This window comes from Streptomyces sp. NPDC034037 (assembly GCF_055575715.1).
In genome coordinates, this window is record NZ_JBVISC010000005.1 from 475,421 (window position 1) to 491,266 (window position 15,846).

The 15,846-nt window shown below is 70.3% G+C and carries 15 protein-coding genes; 7 read left to right on the forward strand and 8 right to left on the reverse strand.

Features of this window, described 5'->3' with window-relative positions; translation table 11 throughout:
* The first annotated feature begins 29 nt into the window (after window positions 1-29).
* Window positions 30-458: a GlcG/HbpS family heme-binding protein gene (locus tag ACZ516_RS20425; RefSeq protein WP_358578173.1), complete on the forward strand. Its 429-nt coding sequence runs from the start codon at window positions 30-32 to the stop codon at window positions 456-458.
* A 96-nt stretch (window positions 459-554) separates the two neighbouring features.
* Here the strand turns inward: ACZ516_RS20425 and ACZ516_RS20430 are convergent, their stop codons facing one another.
* Complete coding sequence (locus ACZ516_RS20430; RefSeq protein WP_469011280.1) at window positions 555-1,424, reverse strand: GNAT family N-acetyltransferase; 870 nt, start codon at window positions 1,422-1,424, stop codon at window positions 555-557.
* Between the two features lie 1,032 nt (window positions 1,425-2,456).
* Here ACZ516_RS20430 and ACZ516_RS20435 point away from each other — a divergent pair.
* Complete coding sequence (locus ACZ516_RS20435; RefSeq protein WP_469011360.1) at window positions 2,457-3,971, forward strand: globin domain-containing protein; 1,515 nt, start codon at window positions 2,457-2,459, stop codon at window positions 3,969-3,971.
* Here the strand turns inward: ACZ516_RS20435 and ACZ516_RS20440 are convergent.
* The 4 genes from ACZ516_RS20440 to ACZ516_RS20455 form a co-directional block, all read right to left on the reverse strand.
* Window positions 3,968-4,450 carry an NUDIX hydrolase gene (locus ACZ516_RS20440; RefSeq protein ID WP_358578182.1) on the reverse strand — a complete coding sequence of 161 codons (483 nt, stop codon included), beginning with the start codon at window positions 4,448-4,450 and terminating at the stop codon, window positions 3,968-3,970. The genes ACZ516_RS20435 and ACZ516_RS20440 overlap by 4 nt on opposite strands.
* 59 nt (window positions 4,451-4,509) lie before the next feature.
* Window positions 4,510-5,415 (reverse strand): LysR family transcriptional regulator, encoded by a 906-nt coding sequence (locus ACZ516_RS20445; protein WP_469011281.1) that lies wholly within the window; start codon window positions 5,413-5,415, stop codon window positions 4,510-4,512.
* A gap of 196 nt (window positions 5,416-5,611) precedes the next feature.
* Window positions 5,612-6,826: a cystathionine gamma-lyase gene (locus tag ACZ516_RS20450; RefSeq protein WP_469011282.1), complete on the reverse strand. Its 1,215-nt coding sequence runs from the start codon at window positions 6,824-6,826 to the stop codon at window positions 5,612-5,614.
* 5 nt (window positions 6,827-6,831) lie between these two features.
* Window positions 6,832-7,209: a phage holin family protein gene (locus ACZ516_RS20455; protein WP_358578190.1), complete on the reverse strand. Its 378-nt coding sequence runs from the start codon at window positions 7,207-7,209 to the stop codon at window positions 6,832-6,834.
* A 96-nt stretch (window positions 7,210-7,305) separates the two neighbouring features.
* Between ACZ516_RS20455 and ACZ516_RS20460 the strand changes: the two genes are divergently transcribed.
* From ACZ516_RS20460 to ACZ516_RS20475, 4 genes are all read left to right on the forward strand, one after another.
* Entirely contained in the window at window positions 7,306-7,623 is a 318-nt protein-coding gene (locus tag ACZ516_RS20460; RefSeq protein WP_358578193.1) for a cupin domain-containing protein, read from the forward strand.
* Between the two features lie 302 nt (window positions 7,624-7,925).
* Window positions 7,926-8,138 carry a DUF5326 family protein gene (locus tag ACZ516_RS20465; RefSeq protein ID WP_358578221.1) on the forward strand — a complete coding sequence of 71 codons (213 nt, stop codon included), beginning with the start codon at window positions 7,926-7,928 and terminating at the stop codon, window positions 8,136-8,138.
* Window positions 8,139-8,484: 346 nt separating this feature from the next.
* Entirely contained in the window at window positions 8,485-9,210 is a 726-nt protein-coding gene (locus ACZ516_RS20470) for an IclR family transcriptional regulator (protein WP_467465323.1), read from the forward strand.
* Window positions 9,211-9,313: 103 nt separating this feature from the next.
* Window positions 9,314-9,751, forward strand: coding sequence for an SsgA family sporulation/cell division regulator (locus ACZ516_RS20475; protein ID WP_469011283.1), 438 nt, complete (start codon window positions 9,314-9,316; stop codon window positions 9,749-9,751).
* A gap of 90 nt (window positions 9,752-9,841) precedes the next feature.
* On the opposite strand, the gene ACZ516_RS20480 is transcribed toward ACZ516_RS20475, so the two are convergent.
* Window positions 9,842-11,413 carry a YibE/F family protein gene (locus tag ACZ516_RS20480; protein WP_469011284.1) on the reverse strand — a complete coding sequence of 524 codons (1,572 nt, stop codon included), beginning with the start codon at window positions 11,411-11,413 and terminating at the stop codon, window positions 9,842-9,844.
* A 219-nt stretch (window positions 11,414-11,632) separates the two neighbouring features.
* Here ACZ516_RS20480 and thiC point away from each other — a divergent pair, with 219 nt between their 5' ends.
* Window positions 11,633-13,468, forward strand: coding sequence for a phosphomethylpyrimidine synthase ThiC (thiC, locus tag ACZ516_RS20485; protein ID WP_358697414.1), 1,836 nt, complete (start codon window positions 11,633-11,635; stop codon window positions 13,466-13,468).
* Between the two features lie 59 nt (window positions 13,469-13,527).
* On the opposite strand, the gene ACZ516_RS20490 is transcribed toward thiC, so the two are convergent.
* Both ACZ516_RS20490 and ACZ516_RS20495 read right to left on the reverse strand, forming a co-directional pair.
* Window positions 13,528-14,421 carry a hypothetical protein gene (locus ACZ516_RS20490; RefSeq protein WP_469011285.1) on the reverse strand — a complete coding sequence of 298 codons (894 nt, stop codon included), beginning with the start codon at window positions 14,419-14,421 and terminating at the stop codon, window positions 13,528-13,530.
* Between the two features lie 179 nt (window positions 14,422-14,600).
* Entirely contained in the window at window positions 14,601-15,704 is a 1,104-nt protein-coding gene (locus tag ACZ516_RS20495; protein WP_467465324.1) for a metallophosphoesterase, read from the reverse strand.
* Window positions 15,705-15,846: the final 142 nt, after the last annotated feature.

Genomic DNA, 15,846 nt, shown 5'->3' on the forward strand with positions numbered 1-15,846 from the left:
CGCACCACCCCGCAAGGAGACCTCCCCTCATGAGCACCACCGCCACCCACGCCGTCAGCCCGCTGACCATCGAGGACGCCGAAGCGCTCGTCACCGCCGCACGCCGCGCCGCCGAGGCGGCCGATGTCACCGTCAGCGTCACCGTCCTCGACGCGGGCGGCCACCTCCTGGCCTTCCGGCGCGACGACCGGGCCGTGCTGATCTCCGGCGAGACCAGCACCCGCAAGGCCTACACCGCCCTCCAGCTGAACGCCCCGACCGCCGACCTGGTCGACGCGGTCCAGCCCGGCGGCCCCTTCCACACCCTGCCCACCGCGCTCGACCGCCCCCTCCTCTTCATCGCGGGCGGCGTGCCGGTGCACCGCGACGGCCGTCTGATCGGCGCGATCGGCGTGGGCGGCGGTGCGCCCGAGCAGGACCACGGCTTCGCGACGACGGCGGTGGAGGCCCTCGCGTAACGCATATACGTGCGTAGGCCCGTCCCGGGCGCCGAAAGACTGTTGGCGCGGAGGGACGGGCCTACGCGTGTTCCGCGTGCCGTGGGTCGTTCCGTGTCAGCCGGCCGCCACCGTCAAAGGCGCGAAGCGTCGGGTCCAGTCGCCGGGCAGCTCCGGCATGCCGTAGGCCATCACGGCGTTGAAGGCGACCGGTTCGAGACCGCTCTCCTTCACCCAGGCCAGGAGCTCTTCATGTCGTACGTCGATGTCGGTGCGCAGCGGCCGATCGGTGTGCGCGCCGAGTGAGGCGATGAGTGCTTTCGCGGTCTGTGTGTCGCGGGCGATGAGAGGGCCGACGACATGCGTCTCCATGTTCGGCCAGGCGCCCGCATAGCCGATGATCTCGCCGCCGACCTCCGCGACACGAAGCTGATCGGTGAAGGCGGGAAGTCGGGCGATGACATGGGTCCGGTCGTGGCCGAAGACGTCGGTGTCGAGCCGGAGGATGGCGGTCAGGTCCTCCGCGGTGGCCGGCCGGGTGGCGATGCCGGGAAGCGGACCCGAGGGCACGAGGCGGCCGCAGACCATCTCCGCACGGCCGATCACCTTGAAGCCGAGCTGCTCGTAGAGGGGCCGGCCATGAGGTGTCGCGTGGAGGGTCAACGGGACCGGGGCCTCCTGTTCGACGGCGTACTGCATCAAACGGCGACCGATGCCCCGGCGGGCGTACCGCTCGGCGACGAGGACCATGCCGATCGCTGCGAGGTCGGGGCGCTCCTGCGGGCCGTACCGGGTCACCACGAAGACGCCGATGAGGCCTTCGCCGTCGGGGTCGTCGATGCCGTAACCCGTCCCGGCCCTCAGCAGGAGACCCCACTTGTGTTCCTCGCGGGGCCAGCCCCGGTCCTCGGACAGATCGGCGCAGGAGGTGAGGTCGCGTGGGGTGAGCCGGCGGATGGGCAGTGCGGAGAGGGAAGGTGTCGACACTCGGGTCAGGCTGTCTGACGTTCGTCCTCGGCGTCCACCCGTTTGTGGGCAGAAGCACGTCGCTTCTCATCACGCTGTCCCTGACCGCGTGGTCCGACGGGCAGGACGGCTTGGTTTCACGTGAAACACGGTGCCAACCGCGCTGGTCGGGGGTGTCTGGCAGCAGGGGTAACCGCGGGTACTAGCCTCGGCTTACATGGCGCTCCTCCACCTCTTCGCTCCCGGGCCTCGGCGCCTGCTCCCATCTCGGGCGGGACCTGCGCAAGGTGGACGAATTGATCCGGCGCATCGGGTGATTGCGGCCACGGGAAGGCGTCGGCGTTGAATTGCCGAGGCAGGGCAGGGGACTTGTATGTCGCGCGGCTGCCGGTATGGTCGACTCCGGTTCGCGCCGGGTGGGCTACCTCACACCTGCGGGCCGCGCGCGCAGGTCGATGAAGCCTAATGCGGCAGGAAGATCCCGACCCGGTTCTTCCTGTTATGCAGCGACGCGGCGGCGGTGGATGGGATGCTGCGGTGAGCAGGCTGCGGCCAATGTCACATTCTTTCCCTACTTGTCCGTAGGGTCCGGGTGTCCGGGGTTCAATGTGGCCGGATCAGCCATCGAGGCAGAGCGAGGAAAGCGCACGGCTTCCGACAGGAAGTGCACAGACCGACCGAGAGATGTTCGAGGCGAGGCACAGTATGGACGCTCCGACCACCCCGTCGGCGGACGACGGCACTTCCGGCGGCGGGAGCGGCTGGTTCACGCCGCGCAGGCCGCCGAAGCGGACGGAGGACGGGCCCCAGCAGCGGCCCGGCGCCGAGGGGCCTGAAGCCGCGGAGGTGCGCCGACCGGCGTCGATACATCCCTTGGGCAGGGCCGAGGAGGCGAGCCTCGGCGCGTCCTACTCCGGGGCCCCCACCGGATCTCACACCGCGGCTCCGGTGGACGAGCGAATATCCGCCGCGTCGGGCTCCCGGACGGCCCAGGCACTGGCGACCGCTCCTGCGGATCCGGAGCAGGCCCAGGCCGTGGACACCACGCCGCGAATGCCCGCCCAGGCCACCCGACAGCGGTCCGCCCCGCCCGCGGCCCAGCCGCATCCCGCTCCACAAGCGGCCCAGCCGCACCCTGCCCCGCAAGCTGCTCAACCCCGATTCGCCCCGGCAGCGGGCGTTCCGCAGCACACGGCGACGACCGGCACGCAGCACGCTCCGGAAGCCGCTGACCCGCAGCACGCCCCGGCAGCGGCGGACGACCCGCGGCACGCTCCCGAAGACCCTGGCCCGCAGCACGCTCCCGAAGACCCTGGCCCGCAGCACGCTCCCGAAGACCCTGGCCCGCAGCACGCTCCCGGAGCCGCTGACCCGCAGAGCGCCCCGCCGGCCGCCGCGGAGCCCGAGGCCGAGGCGCTCGCCCAGTCGTCCAAGCTGGCCAAGCCGTCCGTACCGGTGTCCCCCGACGCAGCTCTGGTCCAGCGCACGATGGCCGAGATCGGTCCCGTCGCCGACCAGGTCACCTCGTACTTCTACGCACTGCTCTTCACCCGCCACCCGGATCTGCGCCCCCTGTTCCCCGCGGCGATGGACACGCAGCGGGACCGTCTCCTCAAGGCGCTGCTGACGGCGGCCGAGAACATCGACCGCACCGACGTGCTCGTCTCGTATCTGAAGAACCTCGGCCGCGGTCACCGCAAGTACGGCACCCGGCCCGAGCACTACCCGGCCGTCGGCGAATGCCTGATCGGTTCCCTGAGCCGGTACGCGAGCGCGGTCTGGGACGAGGAGACCGAGGCCGCCTGGGTCCGGACGTACACGACGATCTCCCAGGTGATGATCGACGCTGCCGCGGAAGACGAACTGCGCGCCCCCGCCTGGTGGTTCGCCGAGGTCGTCGCCCATGACCTCAGGACCCCCGACATAGCCGTGGTCACGGTCCGCCCGGACCAGCCCTACCCCTTCCTCGCGGGGCAGTACACCAGCCTGGAGACCCCGTGGTGGCCGCGGATATGGCGGCACTACTCCTTCGCGTCGGCGCCTCGCTCCGACGGACTGCTGTCCTTCCACGTCAAGGCGGTCCCGGCCGGCTGGGTCTCCAACGCCCTGGTGCACCACGCCCGGCCCGGCGACGTACTGCGGCTGGGTCCGCCCGCGGGGTCGATGACCGTCGACCACACCACCGACAGCGGCCTTCTTTGCCTGGGCGGCGGCACGGGCATCGCGCCCATCAAGGCCCTGGTCGAAGATGTCGCCGAGCACGGTAGACGCCGACCGGTGGACGTCTTCTACGGCGCCCGCACCGATCACGATCTGTACGACATCGACACCATGCTGCGGTTGCAGCAGGCCCACCCCTGGCTCGCCGTGCGCCCCATCGTGGACCAGCGGTCCCATCTGCCGGACGCCGTGCGCGAGTACGGCCCCTGGGACGAGTACGACGCCTACCTCTCGGGACCGCCCGGCATGATCCGCAGTGGCCGGGACGCCCTGCGGGACGCGGGCGTCCCCGAGGGGCGGATCCGCCACGACTCGGTCGAGGAATTGGTGGCGGCGGCCCGGGACTAACCCAGGTCGGGGGCGTGCATCGCGCGTACGCCCTCGATATTGCCGTCCAGGTAGTGCCGCAGCGACAGCGGTACGAGATGGACCGAGGCGATGCCGACGCGGGTGAAGGGCACCCGCACGATCTCGTACTCGCCGCACGGCTCCTCGACCTCGGGGCCGTGCCGCAGGCCGGTGTCCATGGACTCCAGGCGGCAGACGAAGAAGTGCTGCACCTTCACACCGGTCGCGCCGCCGTCCTCACCGATGTGCTCCACGGTGTCGACGAAGCACGGCACGACGTCGATGACCTTCGCACCGAGTTCCTCGTGCACCTCACGGTGGAGCGCGTCGATGACGGTGGCGTCCTCCGGCTCCACGCCGCCGCCGGGGGTGACCCAGTACGGATCGACACCAGGCTTGGTCCGCTTGATCAGGATCAGGTCGTCGCCGTCCAGCAGGACGGCGCGTGCGGTGCGCTTGACCACGGGTCGGACGGTCATGGGAGGAATGTGGCCCGGACTGTTCCACGTGAAACATCGCGAACCGCTGGACGCGGCCATCAAGCCCAGTGAACGGCGGCCCGCAGCAGCCATTCGTGCGCCCGCGCCATGTGCGGCATGGCGAGCGTGCCCGTGCGCACCACCAGGAAGTAGGTGCGCAGCGGCGGCACGGCGGGCTCCAGGAGGGCCACGACATCGCCATGGGCCAACGCGTCGGCGCACAGATAGCGGGGCAGCACGGCGAGACCGGCGCCCGAGGCCGCGCACGCGAGGACCGCGCGCAGGTCCGGCACGATGACGGCGCCGGCCGCGGCAGGGCGGGTGTCGAAGACGGCGGCCCAGTAGCGAGAGACGAACGGCAGTGTCTCGTGCACCTCGACCACCGGCAGGTTCTCCAGTGGCAGCGCGCCCTTTCGGCGTAGCTTGCCGGGGCCGATGCGGGCGGCCCAGTTCTTCCCGGCGACCAGCACGTGCTCCTCGTCGCAGAGCGGAGTCGCGGCGAGCAGCCCGCCCCGGGGCCGGGCCGTGGTGAGGGCCAGATCGTGGTGTCCGGCCGCGAGTCCCTCCAGGACTTCGTCGGCGGTGCCGAACGAGGCGCGCAGCGCGTAACGGTGACTGTCCTGGCCGGTGAGGGTGGTGAGCGCGGGCAGGGCCCGTTCCGCGGTGAACTCAGGGGGACCCGCGAGATGGAGCGTGCGCACCGACGAGTCCTCGTCGAGTCCGGTCTCCGCGATCTCCACGAGGGCGTCCAGATGCGGGGCGGCCTTGTGGGCGAGTTCATCGCCGATGGTCGTGGGCGTGACGCCGCGGGCCTGGCGCAGGAAAAGGGGGCGGCCCAGTTGCCGCTCCAGGGTGCGGATCTGGGAGGTGACGGCCGGCTGGGAGAGTCCGAGCAGCGCGGCGGCACGGGTGAAGGAGCCGGCCCGGTGCACCGTCACAAACGTGCGCAGCAGGGCCAGGTCCATGGCGACGCCCTCTCCTTCGTGACCCTCGGGGCGCTCAACTATAAATATGTCGATAGGTCTCTGTCGCTACAGTGATTGGACACTGACACAGAGTCAACTAGCCTGGTTCGCGCGGTTCTTCGCAAGCGGAACCGGAACGGTCCGAGCCACGAGGGGGGAGGCTCGGACCGTTCGCTGCCTGCGGCCGCCGCAGCGTTCACCCGGCGGATTCGTCCAGCGCGTGGAGTACGTCGGCCACCAGGTCAGCGGTGTCCTCGGCACCTGCGGAGAAGCGGATGAAGCCCTCCGGGACGTTGTCGCCGCCCCAGCGCCGGCGCCGCTCGGCCGTGGACCGCACACCGCCGAAACTCGTCGCGTCGTCGACGAGCCGCAGCGCCTCCAGGAAGCGCTCGGCACGCTCGCGGGTGGGCAGCGTGAAGGACACCACGCACCCGAAGCGCCACATCTGCCGCGAGGCGATCGGGTAAGAGGGGTCGTCGGGCAGGCCGGGATAGCGCAGCCCCGTGACCTCGGGGCGGCTCCGCAGGGCCTCGGCGAGGGCCAGCGCGTTCGCGTTCTGCCGGTCGGCACGCAGGTGGAGCGTGGCGAGGGAGCGATGCGCGAGCCAGGCCTCCATCGGCCCCGGGATCGCCCCGACGATCTTGCGCCAGCGCCGTACGGAAGCGGTCAGTTCCGCGTCACGGCAGGCGACGTACCCCAGAAGGATGTCGCCGTGGCCGGTGAGCATCTTCGTGCCGCTCGCCACCGCGAAGTCGGCGCCCAGCTCAAGGGGCCGCTGGCCGAGCGGCGTGGCCAGGGTGTTGTCGACCGCGACAAGGGCGCCACGCGCGCGTGCCGCTGCCGCGAGGTGGCGCACGTCGCAGACGTCGAGCCCCGGGTTGGACGGCGTCTCGATCCACAGCAGCTTGGCGCCGTCCAGAACGTCGAGCTGCGCGTCGCCCCCGGTCGGGGCGGTCCGCACCTCGATGCCGTACGCCGTGAGCTGCTCGCGGACCAGCGGCAGCACCTGGTAGCCGTCGTCCGGCAGGACCACCGCGTCCCCGGCGCGCAGCTGCGAGAACAGCACCGCCGAAATCGCGGCCATCCCGGAGGCGAAGACGAGCGTCTCGACGTCCTCACCGGCTCCCGGGGCCTCCAGCTCGCCGATGGCGCGCTCCAGGTGCGTCCAGGTGGGGTTCTCGTCTCGGGCGTAGGCGTAGCCGCCAGTGGGGTCGCCGGGCAGGTGGAAGTGCGCGGCGAAGACGGGACCCGGAAGCGTGGGTTCGTGCTTCACCGGCTCGGGCAGCCCGGCCCGGACGGCCCGCGTGCCGTCACCTATGCGCTCGGGGTGGTCGGGTGTGCCGTGGGGGGCGCCGGCGGTGCCGCCCGAGGGGCCACCGCCGCAGCCGCCCACGGGTGCGGAGTCCGTCATGCCGCTCAGTCCTCGTCCGGGAGGAGCATGTTCATGGCCCAGGAGACGATCGAGATGATCAGGCCGCCCAGAACGGCCGTCCAGAAGCCCTCCACGTGGAAGCTGACGTCGAACTTGTCGGCCAGCCACGAGGTGAGCAGCAGCATCAGGGCGTTGACCACGAGGGTGATCAGGCCGAGCGTCAGGATGAACAGGGGGAAGGTGAGCACCTTCACCACCGGCTTGACCAGGAAGTTCACCAGCCCGAAAAGCAGAGCGACGACGATCAGCGTGCCGACCTTCTTGCCGGTGCTGTCGCCGGTCAGGGTGATCTTGTCGAGCAGCCACACGGCGACGGCCAGGGCCGCGGCGTTGGCGATCGTCTTGACTACGAAATTCTTCATGTGTCTGATCGTGGCAGACCCGGACCGGGAACGGCCGGGTCACGAGCACCGGCGGAACACCGCGGGGTGAGCACCAGCGAGGGGCGTACAAGGGCGATGAAGGCATTCCGACTGGATGAGCTGGAGGCGGAGCGCGCGGCGAACGACGGCGCGTATCTGCAGTTTCTGCGGGAGCGGAACATGTCGGTCGGGCTCTACGCGCTCGACGCCGGCGCGACCGATCCGCAGCAGCCGCACGCACAGGACGAGGTGTACATGGTCGTCAGCGGCCGTGCCTCGATCACGGTCGGCATGGAGACGACGGCGGTCGCGCGCGGCAGCGTCGTCTACGTCCCGGCGGGCGTCGCCCACAAGTTCCACCACATCAGCGAGGACCTGCGGGTCCTGGTCGTCTTCTCCCCGCCCGAGGCCTGACCTCGAGAGGCCCGACGCCGAGGGGGCCGACGCTGAGGGACCCGGCGCCGAGGGACCCGGAGCCGACGGGCCCGACGCCGGGAGGGCTGGTCCCGAGAGGCCTGATCCCTCTCTGAAGCCGGCCCTCTTCAGGGTCGCGACCTCGGGGTTCTCTCAGGGTCGGATCAGGGGAGGACAAGGGCTGCGCGGTCCCCGCAGAGCTCTTCGGCGCCCTAGCATCGAATGCAAGAAGTCGGGAGTCCACGGACATTCGGAAACCCGCGCCGATGCGATGTGCGCCGAGAGAGGTAAGGACGATGGCAGTGAAGGAGATTTTCGCGGGAATGCCGTGGTGGGTGAAGTGGGTGGCCGTGCCCGTCATCGCCCTGGTCGTGTTCGGCGGCGTGATAGCGACCGTTGTCGGGTTCGTCGTCGGCCTGCTCTTCAAGGCGCTGCTCTTCGTTGCCCTGGTCGGCGGACTCATCTATGTCGTACGGAAGTTCATATCCGGCTCCTCGTCCCGCACCGATTGGTGAGCCGCGCACGCTGAGCTGACTCCCACCGGGGTCGGCTGAACGCCGAGTGGTCGCCGCCAAGGCGACTACCGCCGAGGGGCGACTTTTCGAAACGGTTCCCTCGGCCGGGGGAAGTTTCCCGGCAGACGGCCGTGCAGCGGTGGCCAAGGGTTAGAGTCCGAAAACCGACGCGGGGGCCGCTTCCTCGCGTACGGGCGCACTGCCCACCCGTGTTTCTCCGGGCACGGACGGCTCCCCCCACGCGCTTCGGGAGTGAACCTTGGCCGCAGTCGACACCTCCACTTCGCCGGGCGGCATCTCCACCGCACCGAACGCCACCGCCGGCACACCCACCCTCATCGGCTCGGTGCAGCGGGCGATGCGGTTGCTGGAAGCCGCCGCGTCCCATCAGTACGGGGCACCCGCCAAGCAGTTGGCCCGGGAGGCGGGCCTGGCCCTCCCCACGGCCTACCACTTGCTGCGCACGTTGACCCATGAGGGTTATCTGCGCCGGGAGAAAGGAGTGTTCGTGCTCGGCGAGGCGGTCGAGCGACTCAGCGGCGGCGCGGCGCAGCAGAATCGTCGCGGCATGATCGGTGAGGCCCTCGCGCACTGCCGTGATGCCATCGGAGTGCCGGTGTACTTCGCCGTGTACCGGGAGGGCGAGATCGAGGTCATCGCGGTCTCGGACACCCCGGGTAATCCGGCCGTCGAGGAGTGGGCCGACTTCCGCGAGACGGGCCATGCCCACGCCATCGGCCAATGCCTCCTGTCCCAACTGGACGCAGAGGCGCGGCAGGACCACCTCCACCGCTATCCGGTGCGGTCGATCACGCGGTACTCGGTCCGGGACGACCGCACGTTCCTGCGTCGGCTCGACGCCATGGAGCGCATGCGTCCGGTCGTGGAGCGCCAGGAGTACGCGCTCGGGACGGTCTGTGCCGCCGTTCCGATCCTGGCGGGGAACACCGCGGCGACCCTGGCCATCTCCGTGCCCGCCACCCAGGCGGCCCGCCTGATGCCCGCCGCAGAGAGATTGCAGCGGGAGATCGGGAAACTGCTAGGGACACTCGCCTTCTCTATCAGCATCTGAAAACTCACTCCTTGTGATCAGGTGTGTACGTTCAGCAAGATGCCAGGAGCGTCAGGAAGTGGGTTCCTGGCCACTCGAGGGCTATGTGACGGGGTAGAGCGCAATGGACGAGTCGGTTCAGGCAGAAGTCATGATGAGCTTCCTTGTTTCCGAGGAGCTGTCGTTTCGTATCCCCGTGGAGTTGCGCTATGAGACCGAAGATCCTTATGCCGTGCGGCTGACCTTCCACCTGCCCGGCGACGCCCCGGTGACCTGGGCCTTCGGGCGGGAGCTGCTGATCGACGGGGTGGTCAGGCCGTGCGGGGTGGGGGACGTGCGCATCGAACCCACCGATCCCGAGACGCTGGACGAGGCCCTGATCAGGCTTCAGGTCGGCGAGGACCAGGCGCTGTTCCGGGTGGGGATCCCACCACTGCTCGCCTTCCTGGACCGCACGGACAAGCTGGTGCCGATCGGGCAGGAGCGAGCCCTCGCCGACTTCGAGGCGCACCTCGACGAGGCGCTCGACCGGATCCTGGCGGAGGAGCAGAACGCGGGCTGACCGCCGGCGGCCAACGGGCCAACGGACCAAGCCAACGGACCAACATGCCAACGGGTCGACACGCATGGCAGATTGGTGCATTTGCCGGCGTCAGGCCTTGCGGCGGCGTCCCTTTCCGCCTCGGGAGGAGCGTGGGGCCGGCGTACCGGTGGCCGGGGCCGGGATGAGGGGGCCGGACGAGCGGTCGGCGGAGACGACCAGGGCGGCCAGCGCGGTCGTTACCGGCACCGAGGCGACCAGGCCGATCGAGCCGATCAGGGTGCGCACGATCTCCTCGGCGACCAACTCGCTGTTGGCGACCGTGCCCACGCTGGACTGCGCGATCGAGAAGAGCAGCAGCAGAGGCAGCGCGGCACCCGCGTAAGCGAGGACGAGGGTGTTGACGACGGACGCGATGTGGTCGCGGCCGATACGGATGCCCGCGCGGTAGAGGCCGCGCCAGCCCATGGCCGGGTTGGCCTGGTGCAGTTCCCAGACCGCCGAGGTCTGGGTGACCGTCACGTCGTCGAGGACGCCGAGGGAGCCGATGATGACGCCCGCGAGCAGCAGGCCGCTCATGTCGATGGACGGGTAGAGGCCGTGGATGAGACCGGTGTTGTCGTCCGTGTTGCCGGTCAGCGCGGCCCAGCCGATGAACAGGGAGCCCAACAGGCCGATCAGGAGGAGCGAGATGAGCGTGCCGAGCACCGCGACGGACGTACGGGCCGTGAGCCCGTGGCAGAGATAGAGCGCGACCAGCATGATGGCGCTCGCCCCGATCACGGCCACGACCAGCGGGTTCGAGCCCTGGAGGATGGCCGGCAGGATGAAGAAGGTGAGGACCAGGAAGCTGACGGCGAGTGCGACCAGGGCCATCGCGCCGCGCAACCGGCCCACCACGACGACCGCCAGCGCGAAGATGCCGGCGAGCAGCGCCATGGGCATCTTGCGGTTCACATCGGTGACCGAGTACTGGAGCCCCTCGGGTGCCTTGGGCTCGTAGGCGACCACCACCTCTTGGCCCTGGTGCAGTTGGCGGGCCGAGTCCGGCTGGATGATCTCGGTGAACGTGCGGCCCTTGTCCTTGCCGACGGAGACCTCGATCAGCGCCTTCTTGCAGGTGCCGCTCGCACGGGACTGGGCGGACTGGCCCTCGGCGGTGGAGGTGTCGCCGTTGGGCGGGGTCTGCGAGGGGTTGAGGTCCTTGCAGGGCAGCTTCTGCACCTTGGTGACCTTCGCCGATTGCGTCTGCCGGTCGAAGCCGACTCCCGTCCGCTCGTGCGAGGGCGTACCACCCGGCCAGAGCACGACGAGCCCGACGACGACCGCGGCGGCGAAGGGAATCAGCACCGCGGCGATGACCTTGCGCAGATGCTGGGAGACGGGCGCGGCCGGGCCGTGGCTGTGCGAGTGCCCGCCGTGCCCGTGCCCGCCGCCGTGCCCATGCCCTCCATGCCCGCCGCCGTGCCCAGGCCCGCCGTCGTGCCCGCCGTGCCCCTTGCCCGGCTCGCCGCCCTGTACGTGCCCGGGTGCGGGCGCGGGTCCGGGCACCGGTTCGTGCCCAAGTGCGGGCCCGTGGCCGTGGCCTTGGCCGCGTGCGTGCCCGGGGCCAGGGCCGGGGTCCGGCGGGCCCGAGTGGGGCGGTCGGGAGTGGGGAGGCGGCGGCGGGGGTGTGGTGGTCACGGCCCGATCATCGCAAGAACGGAGGGGGCCCTCTGTTCAGCGCGGCCGACATGACGCTAGCGTGGAGCCACCTTTGCAATCGCGGGAGCTCGGAGCACCGGGCTGAGAGGGCGCTGACCTCCGTACGAAGCGGCACGAGATGTGCACGAGCCGTACGGGATCCGCTGCGTCGACCGCCGAACCTGTTACCGGGTAATGCCGGCGTAGGGAGTAGGTCTCATGACCACATCGGACGCACGCACGCCTGCCTCGACGCGGGACCAGAGTCAGGACCAGGCCCAGGACAAGGGCCAGGACCAGGTCTGGAACCAGCGCGACGAGGCCGGGAAGTCCATCGGCTGGCACAAGGCGTATGTCGAGGGCTCGCGCCCCGACCTGCGGGTGCCGGTCCGCCAGGTGCACCTCACCAACGGCAAGGCCGTCACGTTGTACGACACGTCGGGGCCGTACACCGACCCGTCGGCCGAGACCGACGTCCGTCGCGGGCTGCCCCCGCTGCGGGAGAACTGGATCATCGCCCGCGGCGACACCGAGGAGTACGTGGGCCGTCCGCTCCGCCCCGAGGACGACGGCATCAAGCACACCTCGCCCCGCGGCGGGCTGCGGAACCTCGACGCGGTCTTCCCCGGCCGCCCCCGCCAGCCGCGCCGCGGCCGCCCGGGTCAGGCGGTGACGCAGCTCGCGTACGCCCGGCGCGGGGAGATCACGCCCGAGATGGAGTTCATCGGGATCCGCGAGAACATGGACCCCGAGATCGTGCGGGAGGAGGTCGCGGCGGGCCGTGCCGTGATCCCGGCCAACGTCAACCACCCGGAGATCGAGCCGATGATCATCGGCAAGAAGTTCCTGGTGAAGGTGAACGCCAACATCGGCAATTCCGCGGTCACCTCCTCCATCGAGGAGGAGGTGGACAAGATGACCTGGGCGACCCAGTGGGGCGCCGACACGGTCATGGACCTCTCCACCGGCCGCAACATCCACACCACCCGCGAGTGGGTGCTGCGCAACTCCCCCGTGCCCATCGGCACCGTGCCGCTCTACCAGGCCCTGGAGAAGGTCGACGGCAAGGCCGAGGAGCTGACCTGGGAGATCTACAAGGACACGGTCATCGAACAGGCCGAGCAGGGCGTGGACTACATGACGGTGCACGCGGGCGTGCGCCTGCCGTATGTGCCGCTGACCGCGCGCCGCAAGACCGGCATCGTCTCGCGCGGCGGTTCGATCATGGCCGCCTGGTGCCTCGCGCACCACAAGGAGAGCTTCCTCTACGAGCACTTCGAGGAGCTGTGCGAGATCCTCGCCGCGTACGACGTGACGTACTCGCTCGGCGACGGTCTGCGGCCCGGTTCCATCGCGGACGCCAACGACGAGGCGCAGTTCGCGGAGCTGCGCACGCTCGGCGAACTCAACACGATCGCCAAGCGGCACAACGTGCAGACGATGATCGAGGGCCCCGGGCACGTCCCGATGCACAAGATCAAGGAGAACATCGACCTGCAGCAGGAGATCTGCGAGGAGGCGCCGTTCTACACGCTCGGCCCGCTGACCACCGACATCGCGCCCGCCTACGACCACATCACCTCCGGCATCGGGGCCGCGATGATCGGCTGGTGGGGCACGGCCATGCTCTGCTACGTCACGCCCAAGGAGCACCTGGGACTGCCCAACCGCGACGACGTGAAGACCGGCGTCATCACGTACAAGATCGCGGCGCACGCGGCGGACCTCGCCAAGGGGCACCCGGGCGCGCAGGCCTGGGACGACGCGCTCTCGGACGCGCGCTTCGAGTTCCGCTGGGAGGATCAGTTCAATCTCGCCCTGGACCCGGTCACGGCGCGGGAGTTCCACGACGAGACGCTGCCGGCCGAGCCCGCGAAGACGGCGCACTTCTGCTCGATGTGCGGGCCGAAGTTCTGCTCGATGAAGATCTCCCAGGACATCCGCCGTCGGCACGGCGGTGACCTGGAGCAGGACGACATCGAGGCGGGCATGGAGCAGAAGTCCAAGGAGTTCGCCGCGGCGGGCAACCGGGTCTATCTGCCGATCGCCGACTGAGCGCGCCCCACGGGCGGGGTGTCCGCAGAGCGCCGGATCGGCTCTGCGGACTCCCCGGCCTACTCCGGCTTGTGATCGGGCCCGCCGAAGTCCGGGCTGGAGAAGTCCGGGCTGGAGTAGCTCGGTCGCGACCCCGGCGCCCTGCCGCCGTCCGGGCTGCTGAAGCCCGGGCGGTGGTAGCCGAGTTGGGGCATGCGGCCGGCGGACCGGTCGCCGGGGACCTGTGAGGGCGTGCGGGCGGCGGGCGCCGCCCCGGGATCCGCCAGGGCCGCCCGCAGGAACGGCACGAGGCCCTGTTCCAGGAGCGCCACGCTCCATGCCTGTCTGGCCCGGGCCACCTCCTCGTGCAGCTCGCCGTGCGGGCCCGCCTGCAGGGAGGTGGAGCCGTTGCGCAGGGCCGTCAGGAGGAGCCCGACCGCGGCGATCAGGATGCCCGCGGCCGTCAGCGCGCCGAAGACCCATCCCGCGGTGAGCATGGTGTCCGCGAAGGCGGGCTCGGGGTTGAGCATCTTCAGGATGTAGCCGACGAGCAGGAAGATCGCGGCGGCCGCCCCCGCGAGGACGGGCGCGAGGACCGCGACGACGGCGATCGCGCCGGCTCCCGCCGTGGCCGCCGGTTCGGTGACCTCGCCCATCGTGGTGGCGAGGCCTATGCCGCCGGAGCCGGACTCCGCGGTGCTGTGTCCGCTCCCTTCGCGGATCGAGGTGGAGGACGGTCGAGGTGCGCGCGCCTCCTCGCGAACCTTCACGTAGTGCGCGTACTCGGCCGCGGCGGCGGCCGTGATCAGCGCTGTCGCGTTCAGGGCCATGGTGCGCAGTTGTTCGGTGTTGAGCCGCCGGCCCACTGCGGCGAGTTCAGGACGGTCAGGTGCGGTGCGCAGCGCCTCGTCGAGGATCCGCTCGTACTCGGGGCGGTCCTCATTGAGCAGGTGTGGAGCGCTGTTCATGTGCATCCCCCGATGCTCCGTAGGGCTAAGGCTCGCATGGCTACGAGCCGTCGGGCAGAAACGGAGGGGAGCCTGCTACGGATAAGCCGATGGTAGAGCCGTGACGGCACGCGTTGACAGGGGGTTTCCAGAATTCTCCCCCTGGGCGACGCGGTCCGGTAAAGGGGCGCCTGCCCGGGGAACGCTCAGATACCCAGGGGGAGTTGGCAGACCAGTAGTTTTCCGGCCATGGTCACTCCGCCGTCCATGGCGATGGCCAGGCCGTCGGCGTAGACGTGCGGGCCCTCGATGACCGGGCCGCCGCCGTCCGACTCGTCCTCGGAGCCGACGTCTCCGAGGAGGTAGGGGATGGGGCTGTGACCATGGACGATGCGGGTGCCGCCGTACATGTCCAGGAGCTCGCGCACGGCCGCCGGGCCGGACTCGTCGCGGAAGGCGAAGCGCTTGGTGAACTTGCGGAAGAGGTCCCAGCACTCGTCGGCGTCGTTGCGCGTGAGGGTCTCGCGGATGGTGTCGTTCACCGCCTCGATCGAGTCGCCGTAATCCAGATAGGCGGTCGTGTCGGAGTGCACCAGGAGGTGACCGTCGGCCTCCTCCATCGCGTCCAGCCGGGCCATCCACTGCAGGTGGTGGTCCTCCAGACGCTCCATGTCGGTCTTCTGGCCGCCGTTGAGCAGCCAGGCGGCCTGGAAGGTGGCGGTGCCCGCGCCGGAGTTGACGGGGGTGTCGCCGAAGCGCTTGGCGCCGAGCAGGAGCAGCTCGTGGTTGCCCATGAGGGCCTTGCAGTAGCCGCCGGCGGCGGCCGCCTCGGCGGACAGGCGCATCACGAGGTCGATGACGCCGATGCCGTCGGGCCCGCGGTCGGTGAAGTCGCCGAGGAACCACAGGCGCGCGTTGCCCGCCGCCCAGTTGCCCTCGGCGTCGATGAGGCCCTGTTCCTGGAGGGCCGCGAGGAGCTCGTCCAGATAGCCGTGCACGTCGCCCACGACGAACAGCGGGCCGTGCTGGTCGCCGGGCCTCGGCTGCGGGGGATCCGGCATGACCTGCACCTGGACCGTGTCACCGCGGCGGCCGATGACCGGCAGGTCGCGCTGGGTCGGGGTGTAGCCGTCGTCCGGCACCTCCCCCGGAGCCGGGGCCGGTGCCGGTCCGGGGCCCGGGGGCGCGGGGCTCACCTCGGCGGGACCGGTCGTCTCATGGACGTACGCCGGTACGCGGAAGTCGCGCAGCGTCGCCGTCCGCACATCGGGTCCCTGACCGGCCCCCTGAGTCATCGACCCCTCCACCACCATTGCGCCGCATCTGCACCGAGAACGGACTGCCTGGTCGCAGCGGCCCGCGGTGTCGTCCGCCCATCATAGGAATGCGGCTCCCGCTGTGTGGTGCACCAGGGGTGGTGAATCGGTCCCTGACACCGGTTCACCGATGATT

Excerpts from the sequence above, each read along its gene's own strand:
- ACZ516_RS20425 (WP_358578173.1), top strand. The coding sequence starts at position 30 with ATGAGCACCACCGCCACCCACGCCGTCAGCCCGCTGACCATCGAGGAC.
- ACZ516_RS20435 (WP_469011360.1), top strand. The coding sequence starts at position 2,457 with ATGCCCGCCCAGGCCACCCGACAGCGGTCCGCCCCGCCCGCGGCCCAG.
- ACZ516_RS20440 (WP_358578182.1), bottom strand. The coding sequence starts at position 4,450 with ATGACCGTCCGACCCGTGGTCAAGCGCACCGCACGCGCCGTCCTGCTG.
- ACZ516_RS20445 (WP_469011281.1), bottom strand. The coding sequence starts at position 5,415 with ATGGACCTGGCCCTGCTGCGCACGTTTGTGACGGTGCACCGGGCCGGC.
- ACZ516_RS20450 (WP_469011282.1), bottom strand. The coding sequence starts at position 6,826 with ATGACGGACTCCGCACCCGTGGGCGGCTGCGGCGGTGGCCCCTCGGGC.
- ACZ516_RS20455 (WP_358578190.1), bottom strand. The coding sequence starts at position 7,209 with ATGAAGAATTTCGTAGTCAAGACGATCGCCAACGCCGCGGCCCTGGCC.
- ACZ516_RS20460 (WP_358578193.1), top strand. The coding sequence starts at position 7,306 with ATGAAGGCATTCCGACTGGATGAGCTGGAGGCGGAGCGCGCGGCGAAC.
- ACZ516_RS20475 (WP_469011283.1), top strand. The coding sequence starts at position 9,314 with ATGGACGAGTCGGTTCAGGCAGAAGTCATGATGAGCTTCCTTGTTTCC.
- thiC (WP_358697414.1), top strand. The coding sequence starts at position 11,633 with ATGACCACATCGGACGCACGCACGCCTGCCTCGACGCGGGACCAGAGT.
- ACZ516_RS20490 (WP_469011285.1), bottom strand. The coding sequence starts at position 14,421 with ATGCACATGAACAGCGCTCCACACCTGCTCAATGAGGACCGCCCCGAG.